The 22256-nt window shown below is 71.7% G+C and carries 17 protein-coding genes; 4 read left to right on the forward strand and 13 right to left on the reverse strand.

Annotated elements, in window-relative coordinates; translation table 11 throughout:
* Positions 1–253: 253 nt before the first annotated feature.
* The 3 genes from AB0P24_RS43095 to thyX form a co-directional block, all read right to left on the reverse strand.
* On the reverse strand, positions 254–1939 hold the full coding sequence (locus AB0P24_RS43095; RefSeq protein ID WP_365804081.1) for a ribonuclease J: 1686 nt from the start codon (positions 1937–1939) through the stop codon (positions 254–256).
* A gap of 163 nt (positions 1940–2102) precedes the next feature.
* Positions 2103–3002: a 4-hydroxy-tetrahydrodipicolinate synthase gene (dapA, locus tag AB0P24_RS43100; protein ID WP_365804083.1), complete on the reverse strand. Its 900-nt coding sequence runs from the start codon at positions 3000–3002 to the stop codon at positions 2103–2105.
* Positions 3003–3253: 251 nt separating this feature from the next.
* Positions 3254–3994: an FAD-dependent thymidylate synthase gene (thyX, locus tag AB0P24_RS43105; RefSeq protein WP_234535997.1), complete on the reverse strand. Its 741-nt coding sequence runs from the start codon at positions 3992–3994 to the stop codon at positions 3254–3256.
* A gap of 201 nt (positions 3995–4195) precedes the next feature.
* On the opposite strand from thyX, the gene AB0P24_RS43110 reads away from it, so the two are divergent.
* The gene (locus tag AB0P24_RS43110; protein WP_365804085.1) at positions 4196–4432 is read left to right on the forward strand and encodes a hypothetical protein; all 237 of its coding nucleotides are present in this window, start codon (positions 4196–4198) and stop codon (positions 4430–4432) included.
* Between the two features lie 90 nt (positions 4433–4522).
* Positions 4523–5080, forward strand: coding sequence for a hypothetical protein (locus AB0P24_RS43115; protein ID WP_365804086.1), 558 nt, complete (start codon positions 4523–4525; stop codon positions 5078–5080).
* A 27-nt stretch (positions 5081–5107) separates the two neighbouring features.
* On the opposite strand, the gene AB0P24_RS43120 is transcribed toward AB0P24_RS43115, so the two are convergent.
* The 5 genes from AB0P24_RS43120 to rpsO all read right to left on the reverse strand — a co-directional run bounded on the left by AB0P24_RS43120 (position 5108) and on the right by rpsO (position 10578).
* Positions 5108–5563 carry a hypothetical protein gene (locus tag AB0P24_RS43120; RefSeq protein WP_365804088.1) on the reverse strand — a complete coding sequence of 152 codons (456 nt, stop codon included), beginning with the start codon at positions 5561–5563 and terminating at the stop codon, positions 5108–5110.
* A 14-nt stretch (positions 5564–5577) separates the two neighbouring features.
* Positions 5578–6330 (reverse strand): 4-hydroxy-tetrahydrodipicolinate reductase, encoded by a 753-nt coding sequence (gene dapB, locus AB0P24_RS43125; protein ID WP_365804089.1) that lies wholly within the window; start codon positions 6328–6330, stop codon positions 5578–5580.
* 29 nt (positions 6331–6359) lie between these two features.
* Entirely contained in the window at positions 6360–7739 is a 1380-nt protein-coding gene (locus tag AB0P24_RS43130) for a pitrilysin family protein (RefSeq protein WP_365804091.1), read from the reverse strand.
* A complete protein-coding gene (locus tag AB0P24_RS43135; protein ID WP_365804093.1) occupies positions 7736–9970 on the reverse strand; it encodes a polyribonucleotide nucleotidyltransferase in 2235 nt (744 codons plus the stop codon). The genes AB0P24_RS43130 and AB0P24_RS43135 overlap by 4 nt, the downstream gene beginning before the upstream one ends.
* 320 nt (positions 9971–10290) lie before the next feature.
* Complete coding sequence (gene rpsO / locus AB0P24_RS43140; protein WP_089098391.1) at positions 10291–10578, reverse strand: 30S ribosomal protein S15; 288 nt, start codon at positions 10576–10578, stop codon at positions 10291–10293.
* A 270-nt stretch (positions 10579–10848) separates the two neighbouring features.
* Between rpsO and AB0P24_RS43145 the strand changes: the two genes are divergently transcribed.
* Complete coding sequence (locus tag AB0P24_RS43145; protein WP_181804473.1) at positions 10849–11142, forward strand: DUF397 domain-containing protein; 294 nt, start codon at positions 10849–10851, stop codon at positions 11140–11142.
* Between the two features lie 726 nt (positions 11143–11868).
* Positions 11869–15117, forward strand: a complete 3249-nt coding sequence (locus AB0P24_RS43150) for an SCO5717 family growth-regulating ATPase (RefSeq protein WP_365804097.1) — start codon at positions 11869–11871, stop codon at positions 15115–15117.
* Between the two features lie 70 nt (positions 15118–15187).
* Here the strand turns inward: AB0P24_RS43150 and AB0P24_RS43155 are convergent, their stop codons facing one another.
* The 5 genes from AB0P24_RS43155 to AB0P24_RS43175 all read right to left on the reverse strand — a co-directional run bounded on the left by AB0P24_RS43155 (position 15188) and on the right by AB0P24_RS43175 (position 21966).
* Positions 15188–16138, reverse strand: a complete 951-nt coding sequence (locus AB0P24_RS43155) for a bifunctional riboflavin kinase/FAD synthetase (RefSeq protein WP_365804099.1) — start codon at positions 16136–16138, stop codon at positions 15188–15190.
* Positions 16139–16256: 118 nt separating this feature from the next.
* Entirely contained in the window at positions 16257–20021 is a 3765-nt protein-coding gene (locus AB0P24_RS43160; RefSeq protein WP_365804101.1) for a trypsin-like peptidase domain-containing protein, read from the reverse strand.
* A 251-nt stretch (positions 20022–20272) separates the two neighbouring features.
* Positions 20273–21178 carry a tRNA pseudouridine(55) synthase TruB gene (gene truB, locus AB0P24_RS43165; protein WP_365804103.1) on the reverse strand — a complete coding sequence of 302 codons (906 nt, stop codon included), beginning with the start codon at positions 21176–21178 and terminating at the stop codon, positions 20273–20275.
* On the reverse strand, positions 21175–21633 hold the full coding sequence (gene rbfA / locus AB0P24_RS43170; protein ID WP_181806720.1) for a 30S ribosome-binding factor RbfA: 459 nt from the start codon (positions 21631–21633) through the stop codon (positions 21175–21177). Before rbfA ends, truB begins: the two co-directional genes overlap by 4 nt.
* A gap of 39 nt (positions 21634–21672) precedes the next feature.
* Positions 21673–21966, reverse strand: a complete 294-nt coding sequence (locus AB0P24_RS43175; RefSeq protein WP_365804105.1) for a DUF503 domain-containing protein — start codon at positions 21964–21966, stop codon at positions 21673–21675.
* Between the last annotated feature and the right edge of the window lie 290 nt (positions 21967–22256).

Consider the following 22256-nt stretch of genomic DNA (forward strand, 5'->3'; position numbering starts at 1 on the left):
TTCGGTCTTGCGTTTCCGACTCTATCAGATCTTTTCTCGACCCGATTTCCTCGGTGCTTTCCAGGTTCCCGCTCTCGCGTTTCCCTTTCCGGCGGCTCCGACTTTATCAGAAGTTCTGAGTCGGAATTTCCACCCGGTCCGGGGCAACCCGATCCAGTCCATGAAGCACTGGGGTTCCCCGCTGGGCGGAGCCGTAAACGTACTGGAGCGGGGTGCCCCGATGCAAATCGAGGCGCCCCGCTCCGCGCGCGCGTCAGACCTCCACGACCACCGGGAGGATCATCGGCCTGCGCCGGTACGTGTCCGAGACCCACTTGCCGAGGGTGCGCCGGATGAGTTGCTGCAGCTGGTGGGGTTCCACGACCCCGTCCTGGGCCGAGCGTTCCAGGACCTCGGAGATCTTCGGGATGACGTCCACGAACGCCGAGTCGTCGATGCCGGAACCGCGGGCCTGAACATAGGGCCCGCCCGTGATCTTGCCGGTGGACGAGTCGACGACGACGAAGACCGAGATGATGCCCTCGTCGCCGAGGATCTTGCGGTCCTTGAGGGCCGGCTCACCGACGTCACCGACCGAGAGACCGTCGACGTACACGTAACCCGCCTGGACCTTGCCGGAGATCTTGGCCTTGCCCGCGACGAGGTCGACGACGACGCCGTCCTCGGCGATGACGATGCGGTCGTGCGGGACGCCGGTGAGGGCGCCGAGCTCCGCGTTGGCGCGCAGGTGGCGCCATTCGCCGTGGACCGGCATCAGGTTCTTCGGCCGGCAGATGTTGTAGAAGTACAGCAGCTCGCCGGCGGAGGCGTGGCCGGAAACGTGCACCTTGGCGTTGCCCTTGTGGACGACGTGGGCGCCCCAGCGGGTCAGGCCGTTGATGACGCGGTAGACCGCGTTCTCGTTTCCGGGGATGAGGGACGAGGCCAGGATGACCGTGTCGCCGTCGACGATGCGGATCTGGTGGTCGCGGTTGGCCATCCGGGACAGGGCGGCCATCGGTTCGCCCTGCGAGCCGGTGCAGACCAGGACCACCTCGTGGTCGGGGAGGTCGTCGAGCGTCTTGACGTCGACCACCAGGCCCGGCGGGACCTTCAGGTAGCCGAGATCCCGCGCGATGCCCATGTTGCGGACCATGGAGCGGCCGACGAAGGCGACCCTGCGGCCGTACTCGTGGGCCGCGTCCAGAATCTGCTGGATGCGGTGGACGTGGCTGGCGAAACTCGCCACGATGATCCGCTTGCGGGCGCCGGCGAAGACCTGGCGCAGGACGTTGGAGATGTCGCGCTCTGGCGGGACGAAGCCCGGGACCTCGGCGTTCGTCGAGTCGGCCAGGAGGAGGTCGATGCCCTCTTCGCTCAGCCGTGCGAACGCGTGCAGGTCCGTGAGGCGCTGGTCCAGCGGGAGCTGGTCCATCTTGAAGTCGCCGGTGTGGACCACCATGCCGGCCGGCGTGCGGATGGCCACGGCCAGCGCGTCGGGGATGGAGTGGTTGACGGCGATGAACTCGCAGTCGAAGGGGCCGACGCGTTCGCGCTGTCCCTCGGCCACTTCCAGCGTGTAGGGGCGGATGCGGTGCTCCTGGAGCTTCGCCTCGATGAGCGCGAGGGTCAGCTTGGAGCCGACCAGCGGGATGTCCGGCTTCTCGCGGAGCAGGAAGGGGACGCCGCCGATGTGGTCCTCGTGGCCATGGGTGAGGACGATGCCCTCGATGTCGTCGAGGCGGTCCCGGATGGACGAGAAGTCCGGCAGGATCAGGTCGATTCCGGGCTGCTCCTCCTCGGGGAAGAGCACTCCGCAGTCGACGATCAGCAGGCGGCCCCCGTACTCGAAGACGGTCATGTTTCGGCCGATCTCGCCGAGGCCGCCGAGCGGCGTGACGCGGAGGGCGCCTTCGGGGAGCTGGGGCGGCGGGCCGAGTTCAGGATGCGGATGACTCAAAAGACTCTCCTCACCACGCACGCCACGTACCGGTCCGGCACGTGGCGTGCGTGACGTTCGTGCATAAGCAGTTGTCGTTGTCTTCAGTGGGGTGCGGGCACCGGTGGTCCCGCTTGTTCAGTTGTGAAGCGTTGCTGCGCGGACGACCGCGCGAAGTCTGTTGTCAGAGTTGTACCCCGCCGGCGGCAAGATCGATCTTGAGCTGGCCGATCTCTTCGGCGGAGCACTCGACCATCGGTGCGCGCAGGGGTCCTGCGGGCAGTCCCTGGAGGGCGAGCGCGGCCTTGGTGGTCATGACGCCCTGGGTGCGGAACATGCCGGTGTAGACGGGGAGCAGCTTCTGGTGGATCTCGGTGGCCTTGACGACGTCACCGGAGGTGTACGCGTCGACGAGGGCCCGCAGGTCGGGGGTGACCAGGTGGCCGACGACCGAGACGAAGCCGACCGCCCCCACGGAGAGCAGCGGCAGGTTCAGCATGTCGTCGCCGGAGTACCAGGCGAGCCCGGACTGCGCGATGGCCCAGCTTGCGCGGCCGAGGTCGCCCTTGGCGTCCTTGTTGGCGACGATCCTCGGGTGCTCGGCGAGGCGGACGAACGTCTCGGTGCTGATCGGGACGCCGCTGCGGCCGGGGATGTCGTAGAGCATGACGGGCAGCCCGGTGGCGTCGGCGACGGCCGTGAAGTGCCGGTACAGCCCCTCCTGCGGGGGCTTGTTGTAGTACGGCGTGACGATCAGCAGGCCGTGGGCGCCGTCGCGCTCGGCCTGGCGGGCCAGCTCGATGCTGTGGTGGGTGTCGTTGGTGCCGACCCCGGCCACGACGTGGGCGCGGTCGCCGACCGCCTCCAGTACGGCTCGTACCAGGTCCGATTTCTCCGCGTCGCTGGTGGTCGGGGACTCGCCGGTGGTGCCGTTGACGATCAGGCCGTCGTTGCCTGCGTCCACCAGGTGGGTGGCGAGCCGCTGTGCGCCGTCGAGGTCGAGTGCGCCGTCCGCCGTGAAGGGCGTGACCATGGCGGTGAGAACCCGCCCGAAGGGGGTCTGCGGAGTGGAGGTCGGAGCCATGGGTTACACGCTACTCGCTGCCCACTGTGCGGTCTGCCCTCGGGGTACGGGGAAAGTCATGACAAATGCGGAGCCCGGCACTGCCTGCTCGGGGGTTCAAGCAGTGCCGGGTCCGTTTGATCAGGCTAGATGAACTTCTCTAAATGCCGCAATACGGACACTTCGCGAGGCTGATCCGCACATCCGTGCCGAGCACGTCAAGATGGCCGTGCCAGAGTGCCGGAGTGCCGGAGCGTGGCCCGGAGGCGGTGCTACGGCGCCACCCGGCCGTTGGCGTTGAAGGCCGCGTGGGTGAGCGGCATGAGCTTGGCCCACTCCGCCTCCATCTTCTCGCCGACCATCTCGATCTCCCGCTGCGGGAAGGACGGCACCTTGGCCAGCTCGTGCTGGGTGCGCAGCCCGAGGAAGTGCATCAGCGACCGGGCGTTGCAGGTGGCGTACATCGAGGAGAAGAGCCCCACGGGCAGCACCGCCCGGGCGACCTCGCGGGCGACGCCGGCGGCGAGCATCTCCTGGTAGGCCTCGTACGCCTGCCGGTAGGAGTCCTCCATGACGTTGCCGACCAGTTCCTGCTGGGCCTGGGTGCCCTCGACGAAGACGTACTTGCCGGGGCGGCCCTCCTGGACGAGCTTGCGGGACTCTCCGGGGACGTAGAAGACCGGCTGGAGCTCGCGGTAGCGGCCCGACTCCTCGTTGTAGGACCACCCCACCCGGTGCCGCATGAACTCGCGGAAGACGAAGATCGGGGCGCTGATGAAGAAGGTCATCGAGTTGTGCTCGAAGGGGCTGCCGTGCCGGTCGCGCATCAGGTAGTTGATGAGGCCCTTGGAGCGCTCGGGGTCCTTCTTCAGCTCGTCCAGGGACTGCTCGCCGGCGGTGGAGACGCGTGCGGCCCACAGCACGTCGGAGTCGGTCGCGCTGTGCTTGACCAGCTCGACGGTGACGTCGCTCCGGAAACTGGGTTTGAGGTCGTCGGCGGGGGTGTCGGTCACGGCTCGGAGGGTCCTTCCATCACTTCTCTCGGGCGGCGCCCACTCTACGGCCCGGCACCGACAACGGGGCGTTCGGTACCGGGGCGCGACATACGGCCGCGAATTTCTGTGAATTCGGTGAAACCGGGCACCTTTCGGGCCGCTCCCGCGTCTGTGTAGACGACAGACAGTCGTTCGATCCCGAGAGGGGATGCACCGCCCATGTCCGGTCGGCGCGAACCGGTTCCGTTCGCTTTCCTCGCCGAGGCCGACAGCTTCCGCAGCAATGTCACTCCGCCGCCCCGCCAGCGGTCGTCCGTGAGTCAGATGGCCGGGCGGTGGCTGCTCGGGCTCACCATCGTGGCCGGGCTCGTGGGCTCTCTGGTGCTCGGCATGCCGGCGCTGTCCACGCCGTCGGACACGCAGATCCAGCGGTCACAGGCCTCCCAGGGGCACTGAACCCTTCCGGACCCCCGCGAGTGGTGGGCGGGGACACGGGCGGATAGCCTCACCGGCACAGCCCCCGCATCGATTGAGTGAGGACCAGCCGTGCCCCTGCCCTTCCTGACGGCCGACCGCACCTATGACGCGGCACTCGACACCGCCCTGCCGTGCGACGACCGGAACCGCTGGCGGCGCCCCTACCGGCCGGGCCCGTGGCGGGTCGGCGGGGCCGCCCTGTGGCTGCTGCTCTCCTCGTTCGTGCTGTTCGCGGCGGTCGCGCTGGCCCTGACCGGCTCGCTGTCCTCCGCCGGGGCGGTCCTCGGCATCGCGCTGCTGATCATCGCCGCCGCGCTGCGGATACTGCGCATGGGCGTGTGGGTGAGCGCGCACGGCGTGCGCCAGGTCGGTCTGCTGTACACGCGGACGGTGCCCTGGAGGCGGGTCGTCTCGGTGCGTACGGCACAGCAGCCGGTGCGCTGGCTGGGCCTGCCGCGGACCGTGCAGGGGCAGGCGCTGACCCTCGTACGCAAGGACCGCTCTCCCACGGACGCCGAGCCGCTGCTGACCACGCACGGCATGGACTTCGTGGGCCGGGCGTCGGCCTTCGACCGTGCGGCGGACGCGGTGGAGGCGTGGGCGGCGGAGTACCGGCGAAACCATTGAGGTTCCGTCCGTGAGGGCGGCGCCGGTTCAGGCGGAAGAAGTCGTTCTGCCGTCGTGCAGGGCGATGGCGCGCTGCATCGCCTTGCGGGCGCGCGGGGTGTCGCGGGCGTCGTGGTAGGCGACGGCGAGGCGGAACCAGCTGCGCCAGTCGTCGGGGGCGGCCTCGGTCTCGGCCTTGCGCTTGGCGAAGACCTCGTCGGCCGAGTCCCGGTCGATCCGGCCGCCGGGCGTACGTTTCAGCTCGTCCACGGGCAGGCCGCCCTCTGCGTCGAGTTCGGCGGCGAGGGCGTTGGCCCGGCGGACGAACTGGGTGTTCTTCCACAGGAACCACAGGCCGATGACCGGCAGGATCAGCACCGCCACCCCGAAGGTGACGGTGAGGACCGTGCCGGTCTGGATGAGCATCACCCCCCGGCTGCCGACCAGGATGAAGTAGAACACCAGGACGGCGGCCGTGACGGCGTAGGAGATCTTCGCGCGCATGTCGTCGTTCCGGCTCAGCTCAGGTCCAGGAAGTTCTCCAGGCCGAAGGTCAGGCCCGGAGTGGTCACCACCCGGCGGGCGCCGAGCAGGATGCCCGGCATGAAGCTGCTGTGGTGGAGGGAGTCGTGCCGGATGGTGAGGGTCTCGCCCTCGCCGCCCAGCAGGACCTCCTGGTGGGCGAGGAGGCCGCGGAGGCGGACGGCGTGCACGGGGACTCCGTCGACGCTGGCGCCCCGCGCGCCGTCCAGGGCCGTCACCGTGGCGTCCGGGGCCGGAGCGGTGCCGGCCGCGCGGCGGGCCTCGGCGATGAGCTGGGCCGTGCGCGTGGCTGTGCCGCTCGGCGCGTCCACCTTGTTCGGGTGGTGGAGTTCGACGATCTCCACCGACTCGAAGTAAGGCGCCGCGATCTGGGCGAACTTCATCGTCAGCACGGCGCCGATGGAGAAGTTCGGGGCGACGAGCACGCCGGTCTCCGGGGACTGGGCGAGCCAGCCCTTGAGCTGCGCGAGGCGCTCGTCGGTCCAGCCCGTGGTGCCGACGACGGCGTGGATGCCGTGGCGCACGCAGAAGTCGAGGTTGCCCATCACCGAGGCGGGGGTGGTGAGCTCGACGGCGACCTGGGCGCCTGACGCCTCCAGCACCTCCAGCTTGTCGCCCCGGCCGAGGGCGGCGACCAGCTCCAGGTCCTCGGCGGCCTCGACCGCCGCCACCGCCGCGGACCCGATACGGCCCTTGGCGCCGAGGACTGCCACGCGCAGCTTGCTCATCTTCTTCTTCGTTCCTTACCGGTGGTGTGTCAGGCGACGGCGTCGTGCAGGCGTGCGGCCTGCTTGTCCTTGAGGGGGCCGATGACCGACAGCGACGGGCGCTGTCCCAGGATGTCGCGGGCGACCGAGCGGACCTCGTCCGGGGTCACGGCGGCTATCCGGGCCAGCATGTCGTCGACGGACATCTGCTCGCCCCAGCACAGTTCGCTCTTGCCGATACGGTTCATCAGCGCACCGGTGTCCTCCAGGCCGAGGACCGTGGAGCCCTGGAGCTGGCCGATGGCGCGGCCGATCTCGTCGTCGGGCAGCCCGTACTCGGCGACCTGGTCGAGTTCGTCCCGGCAGATCTTGAGCACGTCGTGCACCTGCGAGGGCCGGCAGCCGGCGTAGACGCCGAAGAGGCCGCAGTCGGCGAAGCCCGAGGTGTAGGAGTACACGCTGTAGGCCAGGCCGCGCTTCTCGCGGACCTCCTGGAAGAGCCGGGAGGACATGCCGCCCCCGAGGGCGGTGTTGAGCACGCCGAGCGCCCAGCGGCGGTCGTCGGTGCGGGCGAGGCCCGGCATGCCGAGGACGACGTGTGCCTGTTCGGTCTTGCGGCCGAGCAGTTCGACGCGGCCCGCGGTGCGGATGGTGCGGCGGCCGTCGCGCGGGGCGATGGGCTGGGCGTCGGGGTTCTTGAGCGCGCCGGCCTTCTCGAAGGCCGCGCGGACCTGTCGTACGACCTTGTTGTGGTCGATGTTGCCTGCGGCCGCGACCACCAGGTGGGTGGGGTCGTAGTGCTTCTTGTAGAAGCGGCGGATGCGGTCGGCGCCGAGGGCGTTGACGGTGTCGACCGTGCCGAGGACCGGGCGGCCGAGGGCGTTGTCGCCGAACATGGTGTGCGCGAACAGGTCGTGCACGCAGTCGCCCGGGTCGTCCTCGGTCATCGCGATCTCTTCGAGGATCGCGCCGCGCTCGACGTTGACGTCGTCCTCGAGGATCAGGGAGCCCGTGAGCATGTCACAGACGACGTCCATGGCGAGCGGCAGGTCGGTGTCGAGCACGCGCGCGTAGTAGCACGTGTACTCCTTGGCCGTGAACGCGTTCATCTCGCCGCCGACCGCGTCGATGGCGGAGGAGATGTCCAGGGCGGAGCGGCGCGTGGTGCCCTTGAAGAGCAGGTGCTCCAGGTAGTGGGTGGCGCCGTTCAGGGCGGGGGTCTCGTCGCGGGAGCCGACATGGGCCCAGATGCCGAAGGTCGCGGAGCGGACCGAGGGCAGGGTCTCGGTGACGATGCGCAGGCCGCCGGGGAGGGTGGTCTTGCGGACCGTGCCGATGCCGTTCTCGCCCTTGATCAGGGTTTGGGTACGGGCGACGGCCCGCGCCTCCGAGGAGGTGCGGGCCGTCGCCTGGGAGCCACGGGACGTCACTGGTCGCCGTCGTCCTTCTTGTCGGCGGAGTCGGCGGCGTCGGCGGAGTCCTCGCCCTCGATCACGGGGATGAGGGAGAGCTTGCCGCGGGAGTCGATCTCGGCGATCTCGACCTGGACCTTCTGGCCCACCCCGAGGACGTCCTCGACGTTCTCCACGCGCTTGCCGCCGGCCAGCTTGCGGATCTGCGAGATGTGCAGCAGACCGTCCTTGCCGGGCAGGAGGGAGACGAAGGCGCCGAACGTCGTCGTCTTCACGACCGTACCGAGGTAGCGCTCGCCGACCTCGGGCATCGTCGGGTTGGCGATGCCGTTGATGGTGGCGCGGGCGGCCTCGGCGGACGGGCCGTCGGCGGCACCGATGTAGATGGTGCCGTCGTCCTCGATGGTGATCTCGGCGCCGGTGTCCTCCTGGATCTGGTTGATCATCTTGCCCTTGGGGCCGATGACCTCGCCGATCTTGTCGACCGGGATCTTCACGGTGATGATCCGCGGCGCGTTGGGGGACATCTCGTCCGGCTTGTCGATCGCTTCCATCATCACGTCGAGGATGTGGAGGCGGGCGTCCCGGGCCTGCTTGAGGGCGGCGGCCAGGACGGAGGCCGGGATGCCGTCCAGCTTGGTGTCGAGTTGGAGGGCGGTGACGAACTCCTTGGTGCCGGCGACCTTGAAGTCCATGTCACCGAAGGCGTCCTCCGCACCGAGGATGTCGGTGAGGGTGACGTAGTGCGTCTCGCCGTCGATCTCCTGGGAGATCAGGCCCATGGCGATACCGGCGACCGGGGCCTTCAGCGGCACACCGGCGTTCAGGAGCGACATGGTGCTGGCGCACACCGAACCCATGGACGTCGAGCCGTTGGAGCCGAGGGCCTCGGACACCTGGCGGATCGCGTAGGGGAAGTCCTCGCGGGCCGGCAGGACCGGGACCAGGGCGCGCTCGGCGAGGGCGCCGTGGCCGATCTCGCGACGCTTGGGGGAGCCGACGCGGCCGGTCTCGCCGGTGGAGTACGGCGGGAAGTTGTAGTTGTGCATGTAGCGCTTGCGGGTCACCGGGGAGAGGGTGTCCAGCTGCTGCTCCATCCGGAGCATGTTCAGGGTGGTGACGCCCAGGATCTGGGTCTCGCCACGCTCGAACAGCGCCGAGCCGTGCACGCGCGGAATGGCCTCGACCTCGGCGGCGAGCGTACGGATGTCCGTGACACCGCGGCCGTCGATGCGCTTCTTCTCCTTGATCACGCGCTCGCGGACCAGCTGCTTGGTGAGCGAGCGGTACGCGGCGGAGATCTCCTTCTCGCGGCCCTCGAACTCGGGGAGCAGCTTCTCGGCGGCCAGGCCCTTGACGCGGTCCAGCTCGGCCTCGCGCTCCTGCTTGCCCGCGATGGTCAGCGCGGAGGCGAGCTCCGGACGGACGGCGGCGGACAGCGCCTCCAGGATGTCGTCCTGGTAGTCGAGGAAGATCGGGAACTCGCCGGTCGGCTTGGCGGCCTTGGCGGCGAGGTCGGCCTGCGCCTTGCACAGGACCTTGATGAAGGGCTTCGCGGCCTCCAGGCCGGCGGCCACGACGTCCTCGGTCGGGGCCTCGGCACCGCCCTGGACCAGCTGGATGGTCTTCTCGGTGGCCTCGGCCTCGACCATCATGATCGCGACGTCGCCGTCCTCCAGGACGCGTCCGGCGACGACCATGTCGAAGACGGCGTCCTCCAGCTCGGTGTGGGTCGGGAACGCGACCCACTGGCCGCTGATCAGCGCGACGCGGACGCCGCCGATCGGGCCGGAGAAGGGCAGACCGGCCAGCTGGGTGGACGCGGACGCGGCGTTGATCGCGACGACGTCGTACAGGTGGTCGGGGTTGAGTGCCATGATGGTGGCGACGACCTGGATCTCGTTGCGCAGGCCCTTCTTGAAGGACGGGCGCAGCGGGCGGTCGATCAGACGGCAGGTGAGGATCGCGTCCTCGCTCGGCCGGCCCTCACGGCGGAAGAAGGAACCCGGGATCTTGCCGGCGGCGTACATCCGCTCCTCGACGTCCACCGTGAGGGGGAAGAAGTCGAGCTGGTCCTTGGGGTTCTTGGAGGCGGTGGTGGCCGACAGCACCATGGTGTCGTCGTCCAGGTATGCCACGGCGGAGCCGGCGGCCTGCTTGGCCAGGCGGCCCGTCTCGAAGCGGATGGTGCGGGTGCCGAAGGCGCCGTTGTCGATGACGGCCTCGGCGTAGTGGGTCTCGTTCTCCACTAGCGTTTTCTCCGTTACTTTCGTCTGCGTTACGTCTTTGTCCCGATCTGCCCGTGTGGCAGGGGGACGGTCACGGAGAAGCGCGCCGTGCTGTGCGGGCCGGTCTTCGATCGAAGCACCCGGGGCTCACTTCCCCCGGGGGCCACTACCGAGGACCGGCGGCGGCTTGGGTGCGCTTCTCCTTCTTCGCTGTCGTGCATGTCGTGCGTATGGCGTTGTGTTACCACACTACAAAGCGTGAGTGACACTCCGCGAGTTTCCGCACGTACGGCAAAGGGAGCGGTCCCGGGGCTTCCGGGAACCGCTCCCTTCACGGCGTCTTACTTGGCGCCCGCCGCACCGCGGCGGATGCCCAGGCGGTCGACCAGCGCACGGAAGCGCTGGATGTCCTTCTTCGCCAGGTACTGCAGGAGGCGACGGCGCTGACCGACCAGGATCAGCAGACCACGACGGGAGTGGTGGTCGTGCTTGTGGACCTTGAGGTGCTCCGTCAGGTCGGAGATCCGGCGCGAGAGCATGGCGACCTGGACCTCGGGGGAGCCGGTGTCACCCTCCTTGGTACCGAACTCGGTGATGATCTGCTTCTTCGTGGCGGCGTCGAGCGACACGCGTACTCCTCATAGTCCGTGAATGGCCACCGAGTGCCCCCGGTCTTCATCGCGGGGAAGCTTGCACAACTCGGGCGGCGAGGTCCGCTGGGCGCTGCCTCCAGGGTCCGCGAGGACTCCGGGGGTGCGTACACAAACGTCCGTCGTCAAGAGTACCAGTGCCGATGGGGGGCTCTGTCCCGGGGATACGGAAGAAAGATACGAGCCCGGTACGACCCCCAGTAATGTGACGGTCACAGCCTAGGTACGACGGGAAGGGGTCGCTGCGGGATGAGCGAGACGGCTGAGGAGATGAAGGCGCGCAAGGAGCGGGAACGGGACGAGCTCTACGCGCTCGACATCTCGGGCGTCGAGTGGCACTGCGCGCCCGGTACCGAGCAGGACGAGGAGCGGGTCGAGATCGCCTACCTGCCCGAGGGCGCGGTGGCCATGCGGTCCTCGCTCGACCACGGCACCGTGCTGCGGTACACGGAGGCGGAGTGGCGGGCGTTCGTGCTGGGCGCCCGGGACGGGGAGTTCGACCTGGAGCCGAACGAGCGCAACGGGGGCCTGGCCGCCCAGTAGAAGCAGGCGACCTCTGCGGGGCGGCACGCACGCGTGCCGCCCTTTTCGCGGTCCGGCCGCACATCGGCTGTTCCGGCGCCGGCGAGGTCGAGGCCCTCGACGGTGACCGCGAGGAGGGCCGCCCGGCCCAGTCCCCGTGCGGCAGCCGGATCGGCGCATGCCTGACCTGCGCGTCACGGCGTCCGGCGGTGCCGGTGAGGCCACAGCCGGTGCGGAGTGGTTCACCGAGAAGGTTGCCGTCGCCGCATGAACTCCCGTTCCCCACCTGGAATTCGTCCCCCGGTACCCGGAAACACTCACGCGTACCGACCTGTTCAAGCATGTTCGAGCCCCGCCGATCGTCACCTGTCCACAACTCCCGTTGTCCCAGGGGACTCGTGGCGGTGGCGGGCAGGACGACGGACGCCAACTGGTACCCGAACTGGCGGCTCTTGCCCCTTTTGTTCATCGCCTGTTCGGCAATACGAAGGCCTCGCACGCCACTTCCGGGCAGGGTGTGACCAGGTGGACCTGTCACGAGAGGCGGACGGGCCTGCCGAGGTGCGGCTCATGGTGATTAGGCTGGGAGGGGGGCGCGACGTCAGGACCGTGAACACGGCGTCGGAGTCCCGAGGGGGGAGAGCCGGTGGATCGGACTACCTCGCACGAATACGGATGCTGAGAACGACACGACATGGTCGTCGCGCCGGCACGGCATGAGGGTGCTCGACCACATCAGGAGGAACTGTGAGCAGCGATCGGGACGGGATCCGCGGGGGCTGGGCCACACCCGGCGATGACCAGCCCGACGCGGAGTCACTCAACGAGATGACGGGCGAGTTCACGATCGACTACGCGCCGCCCGCGTGGTACACGCAGAACGCGGCCGACGGTTCCGCTCCGCCGACCGGTGGTCCGGTCGGTCCGGGCGGCTCCGGCTCGGGAGACTCGGGATCGGCGGGCAAGGCCGGTGCGGAGAGCCGTCCGGGGACAGGTGCCGCGGGGGCCGGTACGGGGCCTGCCGCGCCGCCTCGTTCGCCGTTCCCGCCAGGGGTGCCGATCCCCGGGCTGACTCCTCCTCCGCACGCCCAGCAGGGGGGTGGGAAGCCGGGCCCCGGGCTGCCCTTCACTCCGCCGCCCCCGGCTCCGCCGACGTCCGCTCCGGGCGCGCCGTTCACGCCACCGCCCACGTCAGCTCCGGGGGCTCCCTTCACTCCCCCGCCGCCCGCTTCGACTCCGGGGGCTCCCTTCACTCCCCCGCCCGCGTCAACTCCTGGGGCACCCTTCACTCCCCCGCCCGCGTCAACTCCTGGGGCACCGTTCACGCCACCGCCCACCGCGACGCCGGGTGCGCCGTTCACTCCGGCACCCGCGTCAACCCCGGGGGCCCCCTTCACCCCTGCGCCCACGGCGCCGTTCACCCCGGCCGCGCCGCCCGCCGACGGTCCGGCCGCCGTGCCGAAACTGCCGGCCGGTTTCGAGCCGCAGCCTGCCCCTGCCGAGGAGTCGGCGCCGGAGCCCGAGCAGGACAGCGGTGACCTGGAGAGCGGTGCGACGATGCGGTTCTCCCCCGTCGCGGTGAAGCGCGAGGTGGCCGAGGCCACCGAGGCCGCCGAGCGGACCGCCGCCGAAGAGGGGGAAGCCGAAGGAGAGGCCGAGGTCGGCGCGCTTCCGGTGCGCTCCGAGGCGGGGGCCGAGGGAGTCGAGGAGGACGCCGCCGAAAAGTCCGAGCCGTCGGCCGACAGGGGCGACGCGGACGCGGACGCGCCCGACGAGGTCGAGGTCGAGGTCGAGGCCGCCGAGGCGGAGGCCGAAGTCGAGGCCGAGGCCGAGGCCGACGGTACGGCCGAGAGGGACGAGCCCGTCCAGGAAGCCGTCCCGGCGGACACCGCGGACGAAGCCGAGCCCCGGTCCCAGCCCCAGTCCCAGTCCGAGGATGCGGTCGTCGTCGACACCCGGGACGACGAGGGCACTCCTGACGAGAACGACTACGAGGCTCGCCCCGAGGCCGACGAGGGTCGCGCCGAGGACGACCAGGCCGACGCGGCCGTAGCCGTCGTGGACCCCGTCGAGCCCCCCGTCGTCACCGCGGCGCCGGCCCCGCCGCAGGAGGCGCCCCCGGCTCCCGAGGACGCCGTGCCCACCGCCTGGGCGCCCCCGCCGACGCCTCCGGCGGTGGTCCCGCCGCTGCCGCCGTCCTACCAGCCCGCGGCCCCCGTGCCCGCCGCCCAGTGGCCGGTCCAGCCGGCCGCACCGGAGCCGGTGCCCGGCCGGCCCCAGCCCACCGCCGTGCCGGATCCGCGGCCGTTCCAGCCGCAGGCCCCGCATCCCGCGCCCGCCGCCTGGCACCAGCCCGCGCCCGCACAGCCCCCCGTCCCGGACGCACAGGGCGGTTACGGCTTCCCGCCGCCGGGCGCCCCCGTCCCGCCGCCGCAGGCACCGGGCGGCTACGGCTTCCCGCAGCCCACGACGCCTCCGGCCCAGCCCGGCGGGTACGGCTTCCCCCAGCCCGGACAGCCGCCGCAGCCCCAGCCGCAGCAGGCCGCCGCCCCTCAGGACCCCCGCGCCGCACAGGCACCGCAGGCACCCGAGCAGGCCGCGCAGCCGCAGCCGTACCCGCAGCCGCCTGTCGATCCCCGGGCGGGCGCCGCCTGGCCGCAGCCCATCCAGCACGACCAGCGGCAGATGACCAACCCCGGTGCGGCGCCGCTCGGTTACACCGCCGCCGTGGAGCTGTCCTCCGACCGGCTGCTCAACAACAAGAAGCAGAAGGCGAAGAGCGGCCGGCCCGCCGCCGGGTCCTCGCGGTTCAAGATCGGTGGGAAGAAGGAGGAGGCCGAGCGGCAGCGGAAGCTGGAGCTGATCCGCACGCCCGTGCTGTCCTGCTACCGGATAGCGGTGATCAGCCTCAAGGGCGGTGTCGGCAAGACCACCACGACCACCGCGCTCGGCTCCACGCTCGCCACCGAGCGGCAGGACAAGATCCTCGCCATCGACGCCAACCCGGACGCCGGCACCCTCGGCCGCCGCGTGCGCCGCGAGACCGGGGCCACCATCCGCGACCTGGTCCAGGCGATCCCGTACCTCAACTCCTACATGGACATCCGGCGGTTCACCTCCCAGGCCCCGTCCGGCCTGGAGATCATCGCCAACGACGTCGACCCGGCCGTCTCGACCACCTTCAACGACGAGGACTACCGGCGCGCGATCGACGTGCTGGGCAGGCAGTACCCGATCATCCTCACCGACTCCGGCACCGGTCTGCTGTACAGCGCGATGCGCGGAGTGCTCGACCTGGCCGACCAGCTGATCATCATCTCGACGCCGTCGGTGGACGGGGCGAGCAGCGCGAGCACGACGCTGGACTGGCTGTCCGCGCACGGATACGCCGACCTGGTGTCGCGGTCCATCACCGTGATCTCCGGGGTCCGCGAGACCGGCAAGATGATCAAGGTCGAGGACATCGTGGCGCACTTCGAGACGCGCTGCCGGGGGGTCGTGGTCGTCCCCTTCGACGAGCACCTGTCCGCCGGTGCCGAGGTCGACCTCGACATGATGCGGCCGAAGGTGCGGGAGGCGTACTTCAACCTCGCGGCGATGGTCGCCGAGGACTTCGTCCGGCACCAGCAGATGCACGGCCTGTGGACCAGCGACGGCAACCCGCCGCCGGTCGCCGCCCCGCCGATGCCCGGCCAGCCCCTGCCGGGCCAGCAGTACTACGCGCCTGGTCAGCCGCAGCCGTACGTGCCCGGACAGCCGTACCCGCCGCAGCAGCCGTATCCGCCGCAGCAGACGCAGCCCCCGCAGCCCCCGCAGGGACAGCCGCCGCAGCAAGAGCTGTACGGCCAGCCGCAGCCCGGCACCCAGCCCCACCCGCCGCAGCCGGGACAACAGCCGTATCCCCCGCAGCCGCAGGCCCAGCCGCAGCCGCAGCCGGGATACGGCTACCCGCAGCAGCCGCCCCAGCCCCCGCAGGGACAGCCGCCCCAGCAGTAGCCGCAACGACGAAGGGCGGCCGGTGCCTCACCGCACCGGCCGCCCTTCGTCGTCTGGACGAATCCTCTGCTCAGGCGGCCTCGGCCGCCACCAGCTCCCGGCAGCGCTTGACGTCCTCGGCCATCTGCTCCAGCAGCGCGTCGAGCGAGTCGAACTTGGCCTGGCCGCGGACATAGGCCAGGAAGTCGACGGCGACGTGCAGGCCGTACAGGTCGAGGCCCACGCGGTCGATGGCGTACGCCTCCACCGTGCGCTCGGTGCCGTCGAACTGCGGGTTGGTGCCGACGGAGATCGCGGCCGGCATCACTTCGCCCTGGGCGTGCAGGTAGCCGGCGTAGACGCCGTCGGCGGGGATGGCGGTGTGCGGGAGGGTCTCCACGTTGGCGGTGGGGAAGCCCAGCTCGCGGCCGCGCTGGGCGCCGCGCACGACCACGCCCTCCACCCGGTGCGGGTGGCCCAGGATCTCGCGTGCGCCCGCCATGTCGCCCTCGGCGACCAGGCGCCGGGTCAGGGTCGAGGAGAACGGCTCGCCGCCGCCCGCCTCCCCGCGCACGAACAGATCGACGACCTCCACCTCGAAGTCGTACACCTTGCCCTGCTCGATGAGGAACTCGACGCTGCCCGCGGCCTTGTGGCCGAAGCGGAAGTTGGGGCCCTCCACGACGGCCTTGGCGTGCAACTTGTCGACCAGGACCTTCACCACGAAGTCGGCGGCCGACAGCCTCGAGAACTCGGTGGTGAAGGGGAGGATCAGCACCGCGTCCACGCCCAGCTCCGCCATCAGCTCGGCGCGGGTGTGGTGCGGGGCGAGCAGCGGCGGGTGGCTGCCGGGGCGGACGACCTCGCTGGGGTGCGGGTCGAAGGTGACGACGACCGCCGGAATGCCCAGCTCACGGGCGCGGTCCACGGCATGCCGGATGATCAGCTGGTGACCGCGGTGCACCCCGTCATAGGAACCGATGGTGACGACACTGCGCCCCCAGTCCTCGGGAATGTCCTCCAAGCCACGCCAGCGCTGCACTGTGTCCGCTCCTCGAACGTGTGTCCGTTGTCCCTCTTACGCAGGTCTAAGGGTGCCATGTTTGGCGCACGCGGCTCACACCGGCACGGTCGCTGTGACCGGGCGCACGTGTCCGCGATCACGCGGGGACCCGCACGCCCGCCAGGTTCCCGAGCATCCGGCGGGTGCTCGGGCCGACCACCGCGTCCCATTCCTGCGGGGTGTCGGTGAGCCAGCGGGCCATCAGGGCCGCGAAGCCGGGCACGTGCCGGCCGAGGTCGACCAGCCCCCGGTCGAACCGGGTCGCCCCGTCCGGGGTGCGGACGAGGAGCAGTCCGGTGCGCCTGACCAGCTCGCGCACGCCGTCGCCGTCGTCCTCGCGCTGTGCGGCGGCCGCGTGCAGCAGCGCGTCCAGGACGGCCGGGTCGCGTTCGCGGTGCAGCAGGAACTCCAGGAGTTCCTGGCGCAGCGGTCGCGAGGCGGGGGTGCCGGCCGCGCCGAGAACGGTCGCGAGGGCCGCCCGGACCGGCTCGGGGCCGTCGTCGAGCAGCTCGGTGACCAGCGGCAGGAGGACGGCACGGGCCTCGGCGCCCTGGTCGAGGCGGCGCTCGACGAAGGCAGCCACCTGCCCGGCGAGCTCCGGCCGCAGCTCGGCGGCCTCCAGGACCAGCTCGGTGATCGGCCGGGCGAGGGCCGGTGTGGTGACATGGGCGAGGGTGCGCAGCACCTGTCCGGCGTCCGGTCCGCGCAGCCGGGCACGGAAGGCCTCCAGGACCTCGTCGGGGTGGGTGGCCAGGGCCGGGAGCAGGGCGGCGGGCGGGAGCTGGTGGTCGCCGGCCGCGAAGTGCGCCAGTGCCTGCGGGAGATGGCGGGCGCGGGTTCCCGGGTCGCGGACCAGCAGGGCGAGGGCACCGCCGTGCAGAGCGCAGTCGGCGGGACGGGCGAGCAGGGCGAGCGCGGCGTAGCGGAGCAGTTCGCGGTCGGGGTCGCTGCGGACGTGCGGGGCGGTGCGCAGCCCGTGGGCCACGGCGGCCACCCGGCGGGCCGGTCGCTCGTCGTGCGCCCAGCGGTCCACGGCCCGGCACACCGCCGACGGCTCGTCCTCGGCGAGTACGGCGAGCAGTTCGTCGCCGCGCCGGTGTGCCGCGTCCACCAGCACTTCGGTCAGATCGTCCGGGGCCCGGTGCCGGTGGGTGTGCAGCAGCGCCTGGGCGGCCGTCGCCACGGTGGCGTGCGGCATCGCGGGCAACGGCCGCTCGTCGTCGAACCAGCGGGTGAGGTACGGCTGTACGGTGGCGGGGTCGGCGGCCAGCAGCCTGGCCACGGCGTCCAGGTGGCGCGGGGCGGCGCTCTCGGGCTTCTCCGTCACCGGCCGGGCCGGTGGCCGTGCCGGCGGGCGCGTCGGCCGGGCTCCGAAGCGGCCGATGCCCGCGGTATCGGGCAGCGGCTCGTCGGCGAGCACCAGTCTGCGCAGCAGATCGAAGAGGTCGGCGGCCGGGAGGGCGAGCGCCGTCCAGAAGCCGGGCCCGAACTCGGCGGGCGCGGTGCGCTGTTGGCCCACCAGCTGGTCGGCGAGCAGGCGCAGCACCCCGGTGTACGGGGCCGCGTCGGGCAGCCGCAGCAGGGTCTGGGCGAGCAGACGCGCCGCCCACCAGGAGGCGGGGTCCAGGTCGAGGGCGTGCACCAACTCGTCCAGCCGTGGCGCGAGTCGGGTCGGCCCGTACTCGCGGTCGAGCAGCAGCAGGGCCTGGACGACCGGGCCGACCCTGTGGTGCGGGACGGGCGGGGGGCAGGTGCCCAGCGGGGTGCGGGGGCGGTGGACCAGCACGTCCAGGGCCTCGTCCAGGTCCAGGTGCAGGCCCTGGATCCAGTCGGCGAACTCCTCGTGGGCGAAGCGGTAGCCGCCGCCTGCGGGCACCAGCAGGCCCTCGGTGAGCACGGCGGAGGCCCAGCCGGAGCCGCCGCCGAGGTGGGCGGGGACGGGCCCCCAGGGGAACACCGCTTCGAACGACTCCCGGTCCAGCTCCCCCTGCCCGGGGCCGAGGCTGCGCCGGGCGGCTTCATGCACCTGCCCGGAGACCCGGGCTGCGAGGCGCCGTACGGCCGTACCGCGCAGGCCGTTCTCGGCGGCCAGCCGGACCGCGATGCGCAGGCACATCAGGTCGAGGTAGGCGGCGAAGACGTCGTGCCGGTCGATCGGGTCGTCGCAGGCCGGGGCGTCCGGGAGGGCGGCGCGGACCTCGGAGAGCAGGCGCAGGGCGAGGGGGTGGCGGGCGTCGCGGTCGATGAGGACGCCGTCGGGGATGCCGTAGCGGGAGCGGGCGCGGCGGGCCTCGTCGGGGGTGAGGTCGGTCAGCCGGACGCACGGGGGGTCGCCGGCCGTGGCGGATCCGCACGTGGTCCCGGGGCCGGGTCCGTGCAGGAGGTCGGGCGGGAATTCGGCGCCGGCGCGCTCCCAGTACTCCTCGCGGCAGGCCAGGAGCAGGCGGGCGCCGGTGTCGCGCAGCCAGTCCGCGGTGCTCTTGGTCCAGCCGGCGAGCCGGTGGGCGAGGGCCAGGGGCATCTCCTCGGGGCCGTCCAGCAGCAGGAGGAGCGGGCGGCCGGCCCGGGCGGCGAGGCGGGCCAGCCGTTCCACGGTCACCTCACCCAGGTCTCCCGGGAGTTGGGAGCGGGAGGCGGCGACGAGCCGGACCGCGCGTTCCAGGGAGCGGCGGGCGGCGTCGGCGATGGAGTCGTCGGCGTCCTTGAGGTCGGCGCCGCGGAGCCAGAGGGTGGGGGCGGGGTTCGCTTCGCGATGGCGGCGGGCGGCGAGTGCGGCGAGTTCGGTGGTGCGGCCCGTTCCGGGGGCGCCGACGAGGGCCAGGACGGTGCCGGTGGCCTTTCCGGTGCCGGTGCCGGTGCCGGTGCCTTCGGTGAAGGCCGACAGCTGCTTTGAGATGGTCGCGCGTTCGACTGGTTGTGCGGGGTCGGTGCAGTCGCCTGTGAGTGCCGTGGAAGGTGGTGGGGCGGCTGCGGGTGGGTGGGGGCTGGTCGCGCAGTTCCCCGCGCCCCTTTGGGGCGCTCCAGTGCGAGGCGATGCGGTGCGGGGTGCTCCGGTGCGGGGCGATGTCATGCGCGGGGTCGTGGAGCTGACGTATCCGGCCGGGACGCCCGGGGGGCCGTCCTGGGCTACGGACGTGGCCGTCAGTTCCAGTACGCCTGCCAGGTTGAGGTCGATGCCGTAGGCCGGGACCGTGGCCGCGTTGGTGGCCAGGAGGTCGGCCAGCGGGCCGCTGTCGGGGTGGTGGAGGGGGACGGCGAAGCCCGCGTCCCGCCGGCCGGAGTGGAGGGCGGTGCCGAGGACTGCCAGGACCGCGCCGGTCTCCGCGTCCAGGACCGGCCCGCCGGCCGCGCCACCGCCCGGGCGCAGCGCGTCCCGGCCCGCCGTGCCGATCGCCAACTCCAGGGCGTCTTCTAGGAAGTGGAGGCGGTCGGTGGCGCTGTACGTCACTCCGGTCGCGGCCAGGACCCTGGCCTCGCGCCAGCGGTCGGCGGCGATGCGTACGTAGGTGCCGGCCGGGATGCGCTCCCGGACGGTGATCGGAAGCGGGTCCACGGCGAGGCCCTCGGTGCGGACCAGGGCCAGGTCGAAGGCGGGCAGCGGGACGACGGCGTCCGGGCCGACCACGCAGGTGCGGTCCCCGGCCGCGTGCAGCACGATCCGGGCGAGGCCGTCGACGGCCTCGTGGCTGGTGACGAGCGTCCCGTGATGATCGGCCAGGAAGCCGGTGCCGCGCGGGCGACCGGCGAGGTCGCGGACCCGGACCAGCCGCTCGTCGAGCCCCGGCGCCGTCTCCTTCTCCGCGTCCCGCGTACCGTCCGCCGTCCGGCGACCGCTCGCGGTCCGCGGGCCCCGTCCCGCCATGATCGAACCTCCCCGCCCGTACACCGGTGCCCTTGTCTCCGGCTGTCTTCGACCGTAGGCGCGAAATGATCAGCGGGACAGAGCGGGCGGTGAACGCGCCCCCCTCCGCTCCCCCGGTTCACTCCGAGCGCCTGCTCGGTCGGGTGAATAGCCGGGGGCGGGTGGATACACCCTAGGGGTGGGGGAACCGAGGGGGGACCGTGGAGCGGCGGCGGCATCAGACCCCGTGGTCGCCGCTCCACGGGCAGGGCTCAGGTGAAGACGGCGAGGCTCTTCGCCTTGCCCTTGTGCTCCTCGACGAGCGCCAGGAAGCGGCCCTCGGGGTCGAACACGGCGACGGGGCCGGTGCCCGCGTACTCGTCGGGCATTTCCAGGCGCACGCCGTTGGTGAGCAGGCGGGCCCGCCTGGCGTCCACGTCCCAGCGCCGGAAGGCGGCCCCGGCCGCCTCGGCGATCGGCATCACGGTGAGCTCCTGCTGGAGCTGGTCCAGGGTGCGCGCGGAGTCCAGCTTGTACGGCCCGACGCGGGTGCGGCGCAGCGCGGTGAGGTGGCCGCCGACGCCCACGTCGGCGCCGAGGTCGCGGGCGAGGGCGCGGATGTAGGTGCCGGAGGAGCAGACGACGGAGACGACCAGGTCGAGTACGGGGGTGCCGTCCTCGGCGACGGCGTCCCGGACGTCGTACACGGCGAACGACGAGACGGTCACCGGGCGGGCCGGGATGTCGAAGTCCTCGCCGTCCCGGGCGCGCTTGTACGACCGCACACCGTCGATCTTGATGGCGCTGACCTTGGACGGGACCTGCATGATGGCGCCGGTCAGCTTGGCGATGCCGGCGTCGACGGCCTCGCGGGTGACCCGGGAGGCGTCGGTGGACGAGGTGATCTCGCCCTCGGCGTCGTCCGTGACCGTGTTCTGGCCGAGGCGGATCGTCCCCAGGTACTCCTTCTCGGTGAGGGCGAGGTGCCCGAGGAGCTTGGTCGCCCGCTCGATGCCGAGGACGAGGACGCCCGTGGCCATCGGGTCGAGGGTGCCGGCGTGCCCGACGCGCCGGGTGCGGGCGATGCCCCGCATCTTGGCGACGACGTCGTGCGAGGTGAAGCCCGACGGCTTGTCGACGATGACAAGGCCGTCGGGCGGGGTGGGCTTGCTGGTCATTCGGCGGCGTCGTCCGTCTCGTCGGCGTCGTCCTCGCCCGGCTTCCGGTACGGGTCGGCCTCACCGGCGTAGGCGGCGCCCGCGGAGGCCTCGCGGACCTTCGCGTCGGACTGGCGCGCCCGGTCGAGGAGGTCCTCGATGTTCCGGGCGGTGTCCGGGAGGGCGTCCGCCACGAAGGCGAGGGTCGGCGTGAACTTCACGCCGGCGGCGCGGCCGACCTCGGACCGGAGAATGCCCTTGGCGCTCTCCAGACCTGCGGCGGCGGCCTTCCGCTCCTCCTCGTCGCCGTACACCGTGTAGAAGACGGTCGCCTCCCGAAGGTCACCCGTGACCCGGGTGTCCGTGATGGTGACGTGCGAGCCGAGCCGCGGGTCCTTGATCCCGCGCTGCAGCTTCTGGGCCACCACCTCTCGGATGAGGTCCGCCAGCCTTTTCGCCCGCGCGTTGTCGGCCACTGGTCCGTCTCCCGTTCTTTCTTCTTGTCGTTCTCAGGTCTAGTCGTCGTCGCCGTGAAAGCGCCGTCGGACCGACAGCAGCTCCACCTCGGGGCGGCCGGCGACCAGCCGTTCGCACCGGTCGAGCACGTCACTCAGGTGCACGGCGTCGCCGGAGACCAGGGCAAGGCCGATGCCGGCCCTGCGGTGAAGGTCCAGATGGTCCACCTCGGCCGCGCTCACGGCGTACTTCCGCTGGAGTTCGGCGACGATCGGGCGGACGACGGAGCGTTTCTCCTTGAGCGAGTGGATGTCGCCGAGGAGGAGGTCGAAGGACAGGGTCCCCACGTACATGTGTGTATCCGGTTAACCCGCCGGTACGGGATCGATGGCCCTGCCAGGAACGGTACCCCGTCCCTGCCGGGGGCTCGACCGACTTTCCCCGGCCGTCACAGGGCTCCGCCCCGGACCCCGCCAGGGGCTCCGCCCCCGGACCCAGGCCTTCGCCCGCCCACCACCCGACTCGGTCGGCCAAGAAGGCACCGCCTCGGTCCGCCGAGCGGACTTCGCCCGAGGGGGCACCGTTTCAGCTCACCGAGTCGGGTGGTGGGCGCGCGAGGCCGGGGTCCGGGGCGGAGCCCCGT

Origin of the sequence: Streptomyces sp. NPDC086519, from assembly GCF_040686075.1 — a bacterium.
Lineage (GTDB): Bacteria > Actinomycetota > Actinomycetes > Streptomycetales > Streptomycetaceae > Streptomyces > Streptomyces shenzhenensis.